Annotated in this window: 12 protein-coding genes and 1 pseudogene; 6 read left to right on the top strand and 7 right to left on the bottom strand. The window is 77.0% G+C overall.

The window, feature by feature from the left end:
* The first annotated feature begins 226 nt into the window (after positions 1-226).
* Positions 227-2,077, top strand: a complete 1,851-nt coding sequence (locus CP974_RS27460; protein ID WP_158935946.1) for a sensor histidine kinase — start codon at positions 227-229, stop codon at positions 2,075-2,077.
* A 96-nt stretch (positions 2,078-2,173) separates the two neighbouring features.
* Here the strand turns inward: CP974_RS27460 and CP974_RS27465 are convergent, their stop codons facing one another.
* Positions 2,174-4,852 carry a bifunctional acetate--CoA ligase family protein/GNAT family N-acetyltransferase gene (locus CP974_RS27465; RefSeq protein WP_031129608.1) on the bottom strand — a complete coding sequence of 893 codons (2,679 nt, stop codon included), beginning with the start codon at positions 4,850-4,852 and terminating at the stop codon, positions 2,174-2,176.
* Between the two features lie 256 nt (positions 4,853-5,108).
* Here CP974_RS27465 and CP974_RS27470 point away from each other — a divergent pair, with 256 nt between their 5' ends.
* Entirely contained in the window at positions 5,109-5,999 is an 891-nt protein-coding gene (locus tag CP974_RS27470; RefSeq protein WP_031129609.1) for a universal stress protein, read from the top strand.
* A 274-nt stretch (positions 6,000-6,273) separates the two neighbouring features.
* Here the strand turns inward: CP974_RS27470 and CP974_RS27475 are convergent, their stop codons facing one another.
* From CP974_RS27475 to CP974_RS27485, 3 genes and pseudogenes are all read right to left on the bottom strand, one after another.
* Entirely contained in the window at positions 6,274-6,816 is a 543-nt protein-coding gene (locus tag CP974_RS27475) for a flavodoxin domain-containing protein (protein WP_031129610.1), read from the bottom strand.
* Positions 6,817-6,949: 133 nt separating this feature from the next.
* Positions 6,950-7,618 (bottom strand): DUF4389 domain-containing protein, encoded by a 669-nt coding sequence (locus CP974_RS27480; protein WP_031129611.1) that lies wholly within the window; start codon positions 7,616-7,618, stop codon positions 6,950-6,952.
* 13 nt (positions 7,619-7,631) lie between these two features.
* Positions 7,632-7,901, bottom strand: a pseudogene (locus CP974_RS27485) (nicotinate phosphoribosyltransferase); the annotation flags it as partial.
* Between the two features lie 234 nt (positions 7,902-8,135).
* Between CP974_RS27485 and CP974_RS27490 the strand changes: the two are divergent.
* The 3 genes from CP974_RS27490 to CP974_RS30555 all read left to right on the top strand — a co-directional run bounded on the left by CP974_RS27490 (position 8,136) and on the right by CP974_RS30555 (position 10,513).
* The gene (locus CP974_RS27490) at positions 8,136-9,152 is read left to right on the top strand and encodes a universal stress protein (protein WP_078915422.1); all 1,017 of its coding nucleotides are present in this window, start codon (positions 8,136-8,138) and stop codon (positions 9,150-9,152) included.
* On the top strand, positions 9,149-10,075 hold the full coding sequence (locus CP974_RS27495; protein ID WP_078915423.1) for a universal stress protein: 927 nt from the start codon (positions 9,149-9,151) through the stop codon (positions 10,073-10,075). The genes CP974_RS27490 and CP974_RS27495 overlap by 4 nt, the downstream gene beginning before the upstream one ends.
* 117 nt (positions 10,076-10,192) lie before the next feature.
* The gene (locus CP974_RS30555) at positions 10,193-10,513 is read left to right on the top strand and encodes a DUF1918 domain-containing protein (RefSeq protein WP_223844590.1); all 321 of its coding nucleotides are present in this window, start codon (positions 10,193-10,195) and stop codon (positions 10,511-10,513) included.
* Between the two features lie 433 nt (positions 10,514-10,946).
* On the opposite strand, the gene CP974_RS27505 is transcribed toward CP974_RS30555, so the two are convergent.
* The 3 genes from CP974_RS27505 to CP974_RS27515 all read right to left on the bottom strand — a co-directional run bounded on the left by CP974_RS27505 (position 10,947) and on the right by CP974_RS27515 (position 12,780).
* Positions 10,947-11,591 carry a CBS domain-containing protein gene (locus tag CP974_RS27505; protein ID WP_031129616.1) on the bottom strand — a complete coding sequence of 215 codons (645 nt, stop codon included), beginning with the start codon at positions 11,589-11,591 and terminating at the stop codon, positions 10,947-10,949.
* An 82-nt stretch (positions 11,592-11,673) separates the two neighbouring features.
* Positions 11,674-12,270 carry an Rv1733c family protein gene (locus tag CP974_RS27510; protein WP_031129617.1) on the bottom strand — a complete coding sequence of 199 codons (597 nt, stop codon included), beginning with the start codon at positions 12,268-12,270 and terminating at the stop codon, positions 11,674-11,676.
* Between the two features lie 3 nt (positions 12,271-12,273).
* Entirely contained in the window at positions 12,274-12,780 is a 507-nt protein-coding gene (locus tag CP974_RS27515; RefSeq protein WP_031129618.1) for a flavodoxin domain-containing protein, read from the bottom strand.
* Between the two features lie 170 nt (positions 12,781-12,950).
* Here CP974_RS27515 and CP974_RS27520 point away from each other — a divergent pair, with 170 nt between their 5' ends.
* Complete coding sequence (locus CP974_RS27520; RefSeq protein ID WP_031129619.1) at positions 12,951-15,620, top strand: cation-translocating P-type ATPase; 2,670 nt, start codon at positions 12,951-12,953, stop codon at positions 15,618-15,620.
* Positions 15,621-15,711 lie beyond the last annotated feature (91 nt).

Below are 15,711 nucleotides of genomic sequence, written 5' to 3' on the forward strand. Positions count from 1 at the left end.
CCGCCCCGCGGGCCGCTGCTCGGACCGTCCGCGGCAGCGCCCCCGGGACCGCCCCGCGGACCGCACCCCCGGGTCGGCCCTCCGGCCGGGGGCACCCGCCCGAAGGCGTGGGAAGGGGCCCGCCGGACCGCCTCCGCGGGCGGCCTCCCCGGTAGGTCGCCCCCCGGCCCGGCGCGACCTACGGTGGAGACGACGAGCGGTAGCGTCGCAGCCGTCCGGAGGCGCCATGAACCCCGGTGAGTCGCCGGCCATCCAGCAGCTGTCCCAGCTGCGCCTGGACGAGCTGCTGGACGAGCTGAGGGCGCGCATCGACGCCGTCCAGGGCACCCGGGACCGTCTCCACGGCCTGCTGGAGGCCGTGCTGTCCGTCGGCACCGAGCTCGACCTGCCCTCCGTGCTGCGCCGGATCGTGGAGGCGGCCACCGGCCTGGTGGACGCCGAGTACGGCGCGCTCGGCGTGATCGGGGAGGACCACATGCTCTCCGAGTTCATCCCGGTCGGCGTCGGCGAGGAGCAGTGGGCCGCCATCGGCGCGCTCCCCAGCGGGCACGGCCTCCTGGGGGAGCTGATCCGGCACCCCGAGCCCCTGCGCCTCGCCGACCTGGGCGAACACCCCGCGTCCTCCGGCTTCCCACCGCACCACCCGGCGATGCGCTCGTTCCTGGGCGTGCCGATCAGGGTGCGGGAGAAGGTCTTCGGCAATCTGTACCTCACCGAGAAGCGGGGCGGGGCGGAGTTCGACGCCGACGACGAGGTCGTGCTCTCCACGCTGGCGGTCGCCGCCGGGGTCGCCATCGAGAACGCCCGGCTGTACGAGCAGGCCCGCCGGCGGGAGCGGTGGCTGGCGGCCAGCGCCGAGGTGACCCGGCGCCTGCTGTCCGGCCGCCCCCGCGCGGAGGTGCTGGAGCTGATCCTGCGCCGGGCCCGCGGGAACGTCCAGGCGGACCTCGGCTTCGTGGCGGTGCCCGTCACGGGCACGCGGCGCCTGCGCGTCGCCCTGGCCGCCGGGGAGGAGGCCGACCGCCACCACGGCACCCTCCTGCCCGAGCACGACGTCTACGTGCGGTCCGCCCTCGCCGCCTCCCACCCCGTCACCAGCACCGACATCGAGAGCGACGAGCGCACGCGCGAGGACGTGGCGCGCTGGTCGGGGCTGGGCCCCGCGGTGGCGGTGCCGCTCGGCTCGGGCGACACCCACCGCGGCGCGCTGGTCCTCGTGCGCGCCAAGGGGAGGCCGCCCTTCGGCGACGAGGAGACGGGCCCTCTCATGGGCTTCGCGGGCCAGGCGGCGCTCGCCATGGAGCTGGCGGAGCGTCGCCGCGACGCGGAGCAGATCGCCCTGCTGGAGGACCGCGACCGGATCGCCCGGGACCTGCACGACCTGGCCATCCAGCGGTTGTTCGCCACGGGCATGACGCTGCAGAGCGCCCAGCGCTTCGTCGACCACCCGCTGGCGGCGGACCGGCTGCGGCGGGCCGTCGACGACCTGGACGCCACCATCGCGATCATCCGCTCCTCGATCTTCGGGCTGAGCCACCACCCGTCCGGCCCCGACGGCCCTCAGACGCTCCGGGGACGCGTCACCGAGACCGTGCGGGCCTCGGCGTCGTCGCTGGGCTTCGCGCCCGCCCTCCGCCTGGAGGGGCTCCTGGACACCCATGTCGACGGGATGCCGGGCGACCACCTGATCGCGGTGCTCGTCGAAGCGCTGAGCAACGTGGCGCGGCACGCCCGGGCGCACGCGGTCGACGTGCACGTCGCCGTGACCTCCGACCGGCTCTCCCTGGCGGTGACCGACGACGGCGTCGGCATCCCGCCCGGCGCGGTGCGCAGCGGGCTGCGGAACATCGACGAGCGGGCCCGCGCTCTGGGCGGCACGGCGGAGGCGCGGCGGCGCGGCGAGGGCGGTACACGGCTCGTGTGGACCGTGCCGCTCACGGCCGGCGCCGACGCCCCCTCCGGCGCCGACGCCCCCTCCGGCCCCGAAGCGCCCCCCGGCCCCGACGCCCCCTCCGGCGCCGTAGCGCCCCGCGGCTCCGGCGTCGACGGAGAGGCCGGCGAGGACGGCGGCGGTTAGGCCCGAAGGGGCGGCGGCGGGGCGGCGGGGCGGGGGGCCCGAGGGACGGCGTAGGGGACGGCGGCGGTGAGGGCCGGCGCCCGGCGTCCCCGGCCCTCACCGCAGCCGGCGGAGGTACGGGTCGACCGCGCGTCCCGGTTCGACGCGGACCCGCACGTCCAGGACCGTGGCCCCGCCGGGGCGGGCCAGCACCGGGTTGAGATCGGCCTCCGCCAGCTCCGGCAGGTCCACGGCCATCCGGGACAGGCGCAGGAGCACCTGCTCGACGGCCGGCACGTCGGCCGGCTCCGTCCGGTGGCCGAAGAGGAGCGGCGCGCAGCGGGCCGCTCCGACCAGCTCCGTCACGTCCACGTCGGTCAGCGGGGCGAGCCGGGCCGTGTGGTCGCCCAGCACGTCGGTGGCGGTCCCGCCCGTACCGAACAGGACGAGCGGCCCGAAGACGGCGTCCTGCACCACCCCGGCCAGCAGCTCCGTGCCCCGCCCGGCCAGAGGCTGGACGACGACGCCGGTGAGGCGCCCCCCTGAGCGGCGGGCCATGGAGGCGTACGCCGCCCGCACCTCCTCGGGTCCGCGCAGGCCCAGCGCGACCGCCCCGGCCTCGCTCTTGTGCACGAGCCCCGGCCAGTGCGCCTTCAGCACCACGCGCCCGTCCTCCCCGGCGAGCCGTTCCGCGGCGGTGGCCGCGTCCGTGTCCCGCTCGGCCCACGCCCACGGGCTCAGGGGAAGCGCGTACGACTCCATCAGCCGCATGGCCGCCGGGGGGTCGAGCCAGCCGCCCCGCGGATGCGCCGCCAGGAAGCGGCCGACCAGCGCCCGCGCGCCCGGTGCGTCGATGCCGGCCGGCTCCGGCACCGTGCCGGCGGGCCTGGCGAGCCACCGCGCGCGGGCGGCGGCGTGCGCCAGGGCGCGCGCGGCGTCCTGGGCGTCGCCGTAGGCCGGCAGGTGTCCCCCTCCCCGGACCGGCAGCAGCACCGTCCGCGCGCCCTGCGAGGGAACCACCGCGACCAGCGGCTTGGCGAGGGCACGCGAAGGCGCGGTGAGCGCGCGCACCAGGTCCTCGCCGAGGGCCGCCGCGACGGCGGTGGGCACCAGCACGGCGAGGACGGCGTCCACCTCGGGCGACCGGTCGAGCGCCGCCACGCAGCGCCGCAGCCCCTCCTCGCCGACGGCCGCCGTCGCGTCCACCGGGTTGGCGACGACGGCGCCGCCGGGCAGCGCCTCCGACAGCTGGGCGGCCGACTCGCCGGTCAGGGCCGGTACGGTCAGCCCCGCTTCGGCGCAGGCGTCCGCGGCGAGGACCCCGGCGCCCCCGGCGTTGCTCACCACCGCCACGCGGGAGCCGCGGGGGAGGGGCTGGCCGTGCAGCAGGGCGGCCGTGTCGAGCAGTTCGCCGAGACCGCGGGCGGCGGTGATCCCGGCCTGGGCGAAGAGGGCCTGGCGGGCCACCGTCGGGGTGGCCGCGGCCGCCGTGTGGGAGGCGGCGGCCCGGCGGCCGGCCTCGGAGCGCCCCGCGTCCACGGTGAGGATCGGCACGGCGCGCGCCACCCGCCGCGCCGTGCGGGAGAAGGCACGGGGATTGCCGAACGACTCCAGGTGCAGGACCGCCAGTTCGGTCCGGCCGTCGGCCTCCCACCACCGCAGCAGGTCGTTGCCGCTGACGTCGTACTTGTCGCCCAGCGAGACGAAGGTCGACACACCGATCCCCAGCCGGGTCAGGCCGTCCAGCAGGGCCACGCCGACCCCGCCCGACTGCACGGCGACGCCCGCCGTGCCGGGCAGCGCGGGACGCGCGGCGAAGGTCGCGTTCAGGCGCACCCCGGGCGCGGTGTTCGCCAGGCCCAGGCAGTTCGGGCCGACCAGGCGCATGCCGTGGCGGCGGCAGTGGCCGAGCAGCGCCGCCCCCTGCTCGCGGGTGAGGCCGGACGTGAGCACCAGCAGCGCCCGGACGCCCGCCCTGCCGCACTCCTCCGCCACGTCCGGCACCGCGGCGGCGGGCACCGCCAGCACCGCCAGCTCCGGTACGAAGGGGAGGGCGGAGACCGACGGGTGGCTGCCCACCTGCTCGATGGTGTCGGCGTGCGGGTTGACGGCGCGCAGCGGTCCGGTGAAACCGCCCCGGTGCGCGTTGCGCAGGACGGCGCGCCCGACCGAGCCGGGGGTGCGCCCCGCGCCGACGACGGCGGCGGAGCGCGGCGCCAGCAGCGGCCGGAGGCTGGCGACGTCGGCGAGGCGGCCCCGGGCGTCGACGGCGTCGGCGTAGGCGTCCGTACCGGCCAGGTCGATGACGCAGTGCACCTCCGGCCCCTCGAAGCTCCGCGTCACGCGCAGCCCCAGGTCGGAGAAGACCCGCAGCATCTCGCGGTTGGCGGCGAGCGCGTCGGCCGTGAAGCGGGTGATCCCCGCCTCGCGCGCGGCGTCGGCCAGGTGCTCCAGGAGGAGGGTGCCCAGCCCCCGGTGGTGCTGGTCGTCCGCCACGGCCACGGCGATGTCGGCCTCGGTCGTGCCGGGTGCGCGCGTGAAGTCGGCGATGCCGAGGATCCGGCCCGCCGCCTCGGCCACCAGGACCCGGTGTCCGCCGGGCGCCTCTGCCACGCGGGCGGCGGCCAGCTCGGCGGAGCGGTGGCCGGTCGCGAGGAACCGCAGGCGCGCGGTCCGCTCGGACAGGTCCTCGTAGAACCGCAGGACGCGCGGCGCGTCCTCCGGGACGGCGGGGCGGACGCACACCGTCGATCCGTCCGCCAGCAGCGCGTGCGTGGACCGCTGTGGTCCGGGCATCCCATCCTCCCGGTTCCTCTCCGGCTGCCCCGGCTTCCGGGCTGCCCCGGCTTCCGGGCTCCCCGGCCTTTGCGGTTCCCCGCCTTCGGGGTGTCCCGCCTCCGGCTCGCCTCGCCTTCCAGCGTGCCCCCTCCGAAGCGGGCGGCGGCGGGTCGCTCGGGCACCCGCGGGGCCCGTTCGGCCCTTCGCCGCCCGCCTCCCGCGTGGGACGGTGGAAGCGGATGCGTACGGCCCGTGCGGAAGGGCGGTGAGGGCGATGGTGTCGCCTCTCGTGGTGGGCGTGGACGGCTCGGACCACAGCCTTCGGGCGCTCGACTGGGCGTGCGACGAGGCGCTCCGCCACGGGGTGCCGCTCCGTGTGGTGTACGCCTCGCTGTGGCAGCGGTACGAGGGCGCCGTCCCCGCCGCCGGACCGGACCGCGCCGCGGAGCGCGTCATGGCCGAGAACATCGCGGGGACCGCGGCGGAGCGGGTCCGGCGCCGTGCGCCCCGCCTCCGTGTGGTCGCCGAGGTCCTGCCCGAGGACGCGGCGGGGGCCCTGCTGCGGGAGAGCCGCAGCGCCTTCGCGGTGGTCGTCGGCCACCGGGGGCGCGGCGGGCTCGCCGGGCTCCTCCTGGGGTCGGTGGGCCTGTCCGTCGCGGCCGGCGCCTCCTGCCCCGCCGTCGTGGTCCGGGGCGACGAGGCCGGTGTGGCGGGGACGCACGGGCGCGTGCTGCTGGGCGTCGGGGACGAGGCACCGGGCTCGGAGGCGGTGCGGTTCGCCTTCCGGGAGGCGCGGGCGCGGGGCGCCACTCTCGACGTGGTGCGCGCCTGGCGGTGCCCGGCGCACGAGCCGAGGGGCCATCCCCTGCTGGGCGGCAGTCCAGCCCGCTACCACGAGGACCTCGCCTCCGTCGTGCTCGACCGGACCCTGGAGGGCGTCGCGCCGCACCACCCGGACGTGGCCGTGCGCCGGGCGACGGCCGAGGGGCCGGCGCGCAAGGTGCTCGTCGCCCGCTCCGCCGCCGCCGACCTGCTCGTCGTCGGGGCGCGACACCGGCACGGCGGCCCCGGCATGCAGCTCGGCAGGGTCGCGCACACCGTGCTGCACCACGCGCTCTGCCCCGTCGCCGTGGTCCCGGAGCCGGAGCCCTACCCCGAGCCGTGACCCGGTCCCGCACCAGACGACCCGGTCTCCCTCCCGTACCCGATCCGGTTCGTTCGCATCCGGTCCGGTCCCGTACGCGATCCGTCGCCGTACTCGAGCCGTAGCCGTGGCCGTAGTTGGTCGTAGTCGTGCCCGAGGACGTGGCCGTGGCCGTGGCCGTGGGCAGGCCGGCCTGCCCACGGCCACGGCCACGGCCGTCGGGACGGCCACGGCACCGCCGGGCTGGGCGGCAGGGCCCGGCCCGGCGACACGCGGGTCGGGGGACCGGCCCGGCTCAGGATGCGCCCGGGCCCCGCACACCGCCCGGAACGCCCACCTCCCGCGCGATCCGGTCGGCCCAGGCGTCGATCTCCGCCCAGTTCCGGAAGTCCCCGTAGCGGCAGAACAGCAGCCGGAAGATCACCCGGCCCTTCCGGCCGAGGTGTTCCGGCCGGATGACCCCGGAGAAGCGGTGGTGCGCCCGGGGGCGCAGCAGTTCCACCAGGCGGGAGATGCGCGGCTGCTCGGACCGCGCGGCGAGGGAGCGCAGCGGCTTCGGCAGAGCGGCGGTCAGCCCCACGCTGAACATCCAGACCGGCTGGGCGCCGAGGGCCGCGACCTCCCTCCTGACGAAAGCCTCGGCCGGCGGCAGCCACGCGCCGCCGTACACGGCGCTGCCCAGCACCACCGCCGCGGAGCCCGGCTCCAGCCGGGGGGAGACCTTGATGTCCCCCACCTCGGTGCGGTGCCCGTGGGCGGCCAGCCGCGCGGCGATCCGGCGGGCGATGTCCTCGGTGGACCCGTGCTCCGACGCGTACAGAACGCGTACCAGACTCATGGCGGTCTCCTCTCCTCTTCACCGTGCGCCGATGCGGCGCGCCCGACCCCGGCCTTGCCCCGGCCCCGGCCTTGCCCCGGCCCCGGCCTTGCCCCGGTCCGGTCGGCGTCGCCCCTCGGACGGGGCCGGCGATTCACTTCTCCGCGGCCGCTTCCCTGACCGGTTCCTCACCGCCCTGGTCGAGGCGGAAGGGCGGGTACGCGTCCGTCATGAGCGCCGCGTAGGCGGCCACCCGCAGGACCCACCGGTTCAGCCCCACGACGAGCGCGTGCAGGTCGCGCGGGTACGCGCCGGTGAAGGCGAGCGCGACCGCGGCGATCAGGGCGAGCAGGGCGATCAGCCCGCCCGACCACGGGCCGGCGTGCGCGCCGCCGCCCAGGAAGAAGCCCAGCACGAGGTAGTGCGGGATGGCGAGCAGCCACCACTTGACCAGGACCAGGCTGCGGGACAGCCGCTCCGGGTACGCGATCTCCAGCGTCGCCGGGTAGCCGGGCTCCACGCCGAGGGAGAAGGGCGGGTAGCGGTCGGTGGCCAGCGCACCGTACGCGTAGTAGGACACCCGCCACGTCCAGCGCAGGACGCCCGCGTTGAAGTCGAACAGCGGGCGGGGGTAGCGCTCGGTGAACAGCACGGCGAAGAAGGCCACCACGCAGACCAGGAAGAAGGCGATCCACAGGAAGACCAGCACGATGTAGTGCGGCAGCGCGAGGATCCACTTCACCAGCCACAGCCAGCGCGACAGCGGGTGGTCGAGGACGCCTCTGACCCGTACGGGCCAGTAGACCGTGGGGGACGTCGTCATGGCCGTCAGCTCCCTCGCCCCGGAAGCGGAGCCCGGCCAGGGGCTCCAGATCGCCCGGCGGGCGGCCGAGCACGGCGGCGAAGTCCGCCGCGTCGGACGGGGTCACGTGGAAGTCCGCGAGGTAGTCGAGCGCCGCTTCCAGACCGGCGCTCACCAGGAAGCCCCGCTCCGGCGGCAGGGCGCGGGCGAAGAGGCTGAACGTCGCGGGCGCCTCCATCCCCTCCCTGCGGTACGACAAGGCCATCGTCACTTCGTACAGGTCCGTGGTGGTGACATCCGACATCGCGCTCACCGGGTCTCTCGCCGCGCGGGAGCACGCGAAGGGCGCACCTCCCTTGCCTCCAGCATCGAGAGCACCTGAGGAGCGGAAAAGGGCCGAAAGGTGCAAAAGGTGATGAACGGATGGATGGGGGCCGGGACCTTCGTCCCTGCCGGGTGCCTGGGCGGCCCTCCCGGCGCGGGTGCACCGCGTGGCAGCGTGAAGCCGTACACCTCGGCAGACGCCGGAGGAGGAGCCATGCGCCACGACAGCGCCCAGGCCGCGGGCCACGACAGCGCCGGACAGGCCGCGGGCGGACAGGCCGCGGACCACGGCACAGCGGGAGGAGCGGCACCGGGACGGCAGCCGGCGCCGGTGCGCGAGCGGGGGGAGGGGCGGGGCCGCGGACCGGTCGTCGCCGGAGTCGACGGGTCGGAGCACGCGCGCTCGGCCGCCCTCTGGGCCGCCGGAGAGGCGGAGATGCGGGGAGTCCCGCTCCGCCTGGTGTACGCCGTCGACCTGGACCGCATGACGCGCCTCGCGTCTCCCGAGGTGATCGACGGGATCTACGCCGACGGCCACGAGCTGCTGGTGGGGACCGCCGCGGCGGTGCGCGACCGCTTCCCGGACCTCACCGTCCGCACGGAGCTCAGCCGCAAGGAGCCCGTGGCGGCCCTGCGCGCGGCCGGCGGCCCCGGCGACCTCGTCGTCGTCGGCAACCGCGGCCTGGGCGGCTTCGGCACGCTGATGCTCGGCTCCGTCGGCCTCGGGGTGGCCACCCGCGCCCAGGGACCCGTGGCGGTGGTGCGGGAGGACGCCGACGCCCGGCGCGGGGTCGTCGTCGCGGCGGTGCGCGGCGCGAAGGACCACGACTGGCTGGACCTGGCGGCCGGGGAGGCGGAGATGCGGGGCGCCGAGCTCCGGCTGCTCAGCGCCTGGTCCCCGCTGTCCCACGTCGGCACGGCGGTCTCCTTCCTCGACGACCTGGGGAAGATGGCCGAGGAGCACGCCCGGAAAGTCGAGGCGGTGGCCGGGGACCTGCGGTGGGCGCACCCCGGCCTCACGGTCACCTCGGAGGTCACGGTGGGCGGGTCCGCCGCCGCTGCCCTCGTCGAGGGGTCCGGGTCGGCCGACCTGGTCGTCGTCGGCGGACGGCGCCGCCCCCTGCGCCTGGGGCCGGGCCTCGGCAAGGTGGCGCACGCCCTGGTGCACCACGCGCACTGCCCGGTTATGGTGGCGCCCCGCGCGCAGGCACCGGACCGGGAGGAGCGGTGACCGGGCCCGCGGCGCACGGCGACGAGCCGGCCGAGGCGGCGGGCGGGACGCAGGACGCCGGCGTACCGGAGGCACCGGGCGACGTCCTGGTGGGCGTCGACCCCCAGGACTTCCCCGTGCCCGCGCTCGCCTGGGCCGCCGACGAGGCGGCCCGCAGGCGGGCCCGGCTGCGCCTGGTCCTCGCCCTGCCGCCGCACGACAGCCGGTACGCGGACTCCGACCACCGCCGCTCGACGGCGCGCTGGGCCGGGGAGACCGCTCTGGTGGCGGCGGCCGAGACGGTGCGCTCCCTGCGGCCCCGGCTCCCCGTGGTCACCGCGCTGCTCGACGGCCGGCCCGCGGAGGTGCTGTGCCGCCTGTCGGAGGGGGCCGGTCTCGTCGTCGTCGGCTCCCGGCGGCTCAGCCGGGCCGAGGAGTTCCTCAGCGCCGGCTCGGTGGTCGTCCCGGTCAGCGCCCGCGCCGACTGCCCGGTCGCGGTGGTCGGCAGGCCCGGCCACGCGGCGGGCGGTCCCCGGCCCCTGGTCGTCGGGATCGACGGCAGCACGCACTCCGTGGCCGCCGCCGCGTTCGCGTTCCGGGAGGCCGCCCTGCGGGGCACCTCCGTGCGGGCCCTGTGGATCTGGCGGTGGCCGGCCGTGCCGCCCGCCGAGGAGGGGGACGCCGTACGGGAGCGGCGGCGCCTCCTCGCGGGCGCCCTCGCGCCCCTGCGGAGCGCGCACCCGGACATCGGGGTGGCGCAGGAGGTGCTGCGCGGGCACCCGGTGGAGGAACTGGCCCGCGCCTCCGCCGACGCCGCGGCCGTCGTCGTCGGGCGGCGCGGACGCGGCGGCTACACCGGGATGCGGCTGGGGTCCGTCGTGCACGGGCTGCTGCACCGCGCGGAGTGCCCGGTGATCACCGTACCCTCGAAGCAGCGGGAGTGACCGCGGCGGCCGGGCGGCCGGGACCCCTGGTGCCCGGCAGCGCCCGGAAGGGCCGGAAGGCCCCGGCGCACCCGGCTCGGGGACCGGACCCCGACGCGGACCGAGAGGGTGAGGACGATGACCCGACCGACGGTGGGCGGACCGGATCCCGCGGGCACGGAACCGGCGGACGCCGATCCCCCCACGGACGCGGGCGCCGGTCCCGGCGGCGCTCCCGCCACGGGCCGGAGCATGCGCGCGCGGGTCGGTGACCGGATCATGGTGCAGGGCCCCGGCGTGGGCAAGGTGCGGCGCGACGGCGAGGTGGTGGGGGTGCGCCACGACGACGGCAGCCCTCCCTTCGACGTCCGCTGGTCCGACAACGGGCGCGTGACGCTCTACTTCCCGGGCCCCGACGCCCACATCCACCACTACGAGCACCCCCGCCACGACGACTGAACCCCGCCGCGGCGGCCCGGCACCCCGCCCGCCGACTCGCCGGGCGGAACGGCGCGTCCCCCGCCCACCGGCGCGGGCGTCCCGGCCCCGTGACGAAGAAGCGATCCGGCCAGGCCGGAGCGATCCGAGGGAACGGCGGACCGCGTACGCCGCCGCGGCGCCGCACGGACGAGGAGCACCCACGGCGGGGCCTTCCCGCACGGACCCTCCGCGGTACCGGCGTGCGCGCGCCCGTCCGCGGTACTGGCGCGCGCGACACGCCCCGCAGCCGCTGATCCGCACGAGCGGGGCCCCGCCGGTACGCCCCCGGCACGGCCCGTTCCCGCGCCCCGATCGCGCCCCGGTCGCGCCCCGCCGTGCCGGGAACCCCCGGCACGGCCGCGTCCCCGCCGCCGCGTCACGCGGCCGGGCGGGGACGCGACCGGCGGGGCCGTCAGGCCACGACCGGGTTGTGCAGGTCGAGCCGGATGTCGACGACGCCCTCGACGGCCCGCACCGCGCGGGCGAGCAGCGGGATGATGGTGGAGTCCGGCAGCTCGCCGGAGAGGTTGACCACGCCCTCCTCGACCTTGACACGCATCCCCCTGGTGCCCCGGATGTCGGGCAGGATCGACTCCCTGATCTCCGCCGCGATCTCCGCGTCGGAGCGCAGGAACACCTTGAGCAGGTCGCTGCGGCTCACCACCCCCTCCAGGAGTCCCTGGGCGTCGACGACCGGCAGCCGCTTGACCTTCCTGCGGGCCATGACGCGCGCGGCCTCCGCGATGGTCGCGTCGGCGTGGATGGTCACCGCGGGGGTGGACATCAGGTCCTCCGCCAGCACGGCCCCCGCCTTGGCGGCGTCCGGCGCGCCGCCGCTCGCGAACGCCGGTTCGGCGCCCGAGCGGTACCCCTCCTTGGGCAGGAGGTCCGCCTCCGACACCACCCCGATCACGCGTCCCTCGCCCGCGAGCACGGGCAGGGCGCTGACCCTCCACTGCTGCATCACCTCGACGATCTCCTTGTAGGAAGCCCGGCTCCCGACCGCTACGGCGGTGTGGGACATGACGTCGCTCACGGTGTACGGTGACGCCCTCATGGCGGTGCCCTCCTCGTCTGTCGGTGCACGCCGCCGCGTCAGACGGTCCGGCGCGCCGTGGTCGTTTCCCCCGGTGCCGCGGTCATCCCCCCTGGTGCGGCCGTCGGCTCCATTCCGGTTCCACCGCGTCCCACTCCCGCTCCCAGGCCCTGTCGCGGCGGTGTTCGCACAGGCAGTGGACGCCCGCCACGGCCGCCACCCCCGCCACCGCCGCCGTCGCGGCGCCCAGCACGCCGACCGCGAGGGAGCCGGCCCACACGCCCGTGTCGTTGAGGGGCGCCGTGGCGACGCGGCCCTGGCGGTCGACCCATATGTGCGTACGGTCGCCGGGATCGGCGTCCGGCGGCACCGGCGCGACCCCGGTGGCGGGGCGCCCGTCCGGCGCCGTCCACCGGACCTGCGCGGTCCCCGCCTTCCCGTCGCCCGCCAGGTCGCCGCGGGACATGCCCGGCGTCACCTCCGACACCACGACGGCCGCCGTGCGGCGCCACTGGTCGCGCTGCGCCTCGGCGACGGCGCGGTCGTGCTCGTACGCGGCCCCGCCCGCGGCGGCGCCGGCGAGCGGAACCCCGAGCACGGCCACCGTCACGATGCCGATGCGGACCCGGCGCTCCAGGACGTCCACCGGCCTGCTCAGCGGATGGTTGCGCCGGCCGTCCGGCCGCGACGACACGCTCATGGGTCACACCCCCTCGGGGGGCGCCTTCAGTTCGTCCGCCACCTCGTGCGCCCAACGCTCGATGCGCGCCGTGTCCCGGAAGTCGCCGCCGCGGCCCTCTTCGAGGATCGACCTGGCCAGGTGCCCCTTGGCGCCCTCCTCCAGGCTGCCGCCGAACGTCGCGTGCCCGCGCGCGTGGGTGCGGCGTTCGGCTCGCCGCGCGGTGGGCACCGCCGGGATGTCCCGCTCCGAGGCCGACGCGTCGAGCGGGCCGCTGCTGAACAGCCAGACCGGCTTCTCCCGCAGGGCGCGCGCGTGCCGGCGGGAGAAGCGGCGGGCGTCCTTGTGCCAGCGGTTCATGTAGAGGGCCCCGCCCAGGACGACCGCGTCGTACGGGGCGACGTCCGCCACCTCGTCCGGAGGCAGTACCTCCGTCTCCAGCCCGTCCTCCCGCAGGGTGTCCGCGATGCGCTGGGCGATCCCGGCGGTGGAGCCGCTCCGCGTTCCATAGGTGACCAGTACACGTTGCACTGTGCTCACCTCCTTCACCCGCCTTCGAGCCTGCCGCGCGAGGAGGGCCGGCGGAAGGGCCGACCGGCCCCGCCCGCCGGTCCCGACCGGCTCTCAGGCGGGCCGCCGGCGGGTGCGACGGTGGTCGGTGGGAGGGGTGTGACCGGAGCCCCGAGCGCAAGGACGCGCCGATGAGCCAGCCGTCCGCGCACACGCTGCCGACCCGCCCGGACCCGACGGAGCCGCTGCGGGAGCTCAGCGCCGACCTGGCCACCGGCCCGGACGGCCTGTCGCAGCGGGAGGCCGCCCGGCGGCTCGCCGTGTACGGCCCCAACGAGGTCCGGGCCCGGTCCCGCACCTCCCTGGGCGCGGAGCTGGCCCGGCAGGTCACCCACCCGCTGGCGCTGCTGCTGTGGACCGCCATGGCCCTCGCGTTTGTCGCGGGCATCCCCGTCCTGGCGGGCGCCATCGGCGCGGTGATCGTGGTGAACGCCGCCTTCGCGATCCTCCAGGAGAGGGAGGCCGAGCGCGCCGTCGAAGCCCTCGCCCGCTACCTGCCGGAGCAGGCCCGCGTCATCCGGGACGGGGAGCCGCGGGTCGTCGAGGCCCGCGTCCTCGTGCCCGGCGACGTCATCGGCCTGGAGGAGGGCGACAAGGTCCCCGCCGACGCGCGCCTGACGCGCGGCGCCATCGAGGTGGACCTGTCCATGCTCACCGGGGAGTCCGTCCCCGCCGAGCGGGAGGCCAGCCCGGCCCTGCCCGGCGTGCCGCTGCTGCAGGAGCCCGACATGGTCTTCAGCGGCACCACCTGCACCGCGGGGGAGGCCCGCGCCGTCGTCTTCGCCACGGGCAGCCGTACGGAACTGGGCCGCGTCGCCGCCCTGAGCCAGCGCGACCGCCCGGAGCGCAGCCCCCTCGAACAGCAGGTGAAGCGGGTCGCCTGGCTCATCGCCGCCGTGGCCACCGCCATGGGCGCGGTCTTCCTGGTGGCCGGCGTCGCCGTGGGACTGCCGCTCACCGACGCGCTGGTCTTCGCCATCGGCCTGCTGGTCGCCAACGTCCCCGAGGGGCTGCTGCCCATCATCACGCTCGCCCTGGCCGCGGGCGTCCGCTCCCTCGCCCGGCAGGGCGCCGTCGTCAAGCGGCTCAGCGCCGTCGAGACCCTGGGCTCCACCGACGTCGTCTGCACCGACAAGACCGGCACCCTGACGCGCAACGCCATGCGCCTGCACGCGACATGGACCCCCGGGGACGGCACCGCCGCGGGGCCCGCCACGAGGGCGCTGGCCGACGCCGTGACGCAGTGCACCACCGCGACCCGCGACGCGGACGGCGCCGTGACCGGCGACCCCACCGAGGTGGCGCTCGTCCTCGGGGCCGGGGAGCTGGGGGCGGACACCGACCTGGAGGCCCGCGACGCCCGCCGCGTGGCCCTCTACCGCTTCGACCCGCGCCTGCGTCTGATGTCCGTCCTCACCACCGCGCCCGGCGGCCGCCGCGTCCTCATCACCAAGGGCGCTCCGGAAGCGGTGCTGTCCCGCACCCGCACCGGCCCCGACGCGCCGGAGCACCGCACGGCACGCGCGGAGGCGGACCGGATGGCCCGGCTGGGCATGCGCGTCCTCGCCGTCGCCACCCGCGACCTGCCGCCGGGCGGCGCGCCGCCGCGCCGGGCCGACGCCGAGCGGGAGCTGGAACCGCTCGGGCTCGTCGGGCTCTACGACCCGCCGCGGCCCGAGGTCGCCGCGGCCGTCCGCCGCTGCCACGAGGCCGGTGTCCGCATCCACGTCGTGACCGGGGACAACGGCGCCACGGCCGCGGCCGTCGCGCGCGAGGTCGGCATCGGCGTGCCCCGCCTGCGCCTGGTCGCCGAGTCGGAGAAGGTCACGGACGACGAGCTCGACGAACTGCTCGGAGGGGGCGGCGACGCGGAGGTGATCTTCGCGCGGTCCTCCCCGGAGACCAAGCTCAAGGTGGCCGACACCCTGCGCTCCCACGGCCACGTCGTCGCCATGACCGGCGACGGCGTCAACGACGCCCCGGCGCTGCACCGCGCCCACATCGGCGTGGCCATGGGCCGCTCCGGGACCGACGTCGCCCGCGAGGCGGCCACCATGGTGCTCACCGACGACGACTTCGCCACCATCGTCACGGCGATCGAGCAGGGCCGCCGCGTCTACGACAACGTCCGCAAGTTCATCGTCTACATCTTCGCCCACCTGACCCCGGAGGTCGTCCCCTTCCTGGTCTTCGCGCTCTCCGCCGGCGCCGTCCCGCTGCCCCTGACCGTCCTGCAGATCCTCGCCATCGACCTCGGCACCGAGACGCTGCCCGCCCTCGCCCTGGGCCGGGAGCGATCCGAACCGGGCATCATGGCCCGGCCCCCTCGCCGGCGCACCCAGGCGGTCATCTCCCGCGACATGCTCGTACGGAGCTGGGGGTACCTCGGCAGCGTCTCCGCCGTCCTCGCCCTCGGCGCGTTCTTCTACGTGCTCTGGCGGGCGGGCTGGCAGCACGGAGCGCCCACGGAACCCGGCCGGCCGCTCCACGACGCGTACGTCACCGCGACCACCGCCACCTTCGCCGCCATCGTCACCTGCCAGATCGGCACCGCCTTCGCGGCCCGCACGGAGCACGCCTCCCTGCGGGAGGTCGGGCTCCTGACCAACCCCCTCCTGCTGGCCGGCATCGCCTTCGAACTCGCCTTCACCGCCGCGCTGGTCTATCTGCCCCCGCTCCAGCACCTCTTCGGCACGGCGCCCCTGCCGCCCGACGTGGTCGCCATCGTCATGGTGTTCCCCGTACTGGTGTGGGGCACCGACGAACTGCGCCGCCGCTATCGGCGCCGCCGCGCCCGGTAGGCGCACCGGCCCCAACGGGCCTGACCGGTTTCGGTCTTGCGCCCTGGCGGGGCCCGGGTTTCGCCAGTCAGTAAGGTTAGGCTAACCTCTG

It is taken from the genome of Streptomyces fradiae ATCC 10745 = DSM 40063 (assembly GCF_008704425.1).
Taxonomy (GTDB): Bacteria; Actinomycetota; Actinomycetes; order Streptomycetales; family Streptomycetaceae; genus Streptomyces; species Streptomyces fradiae.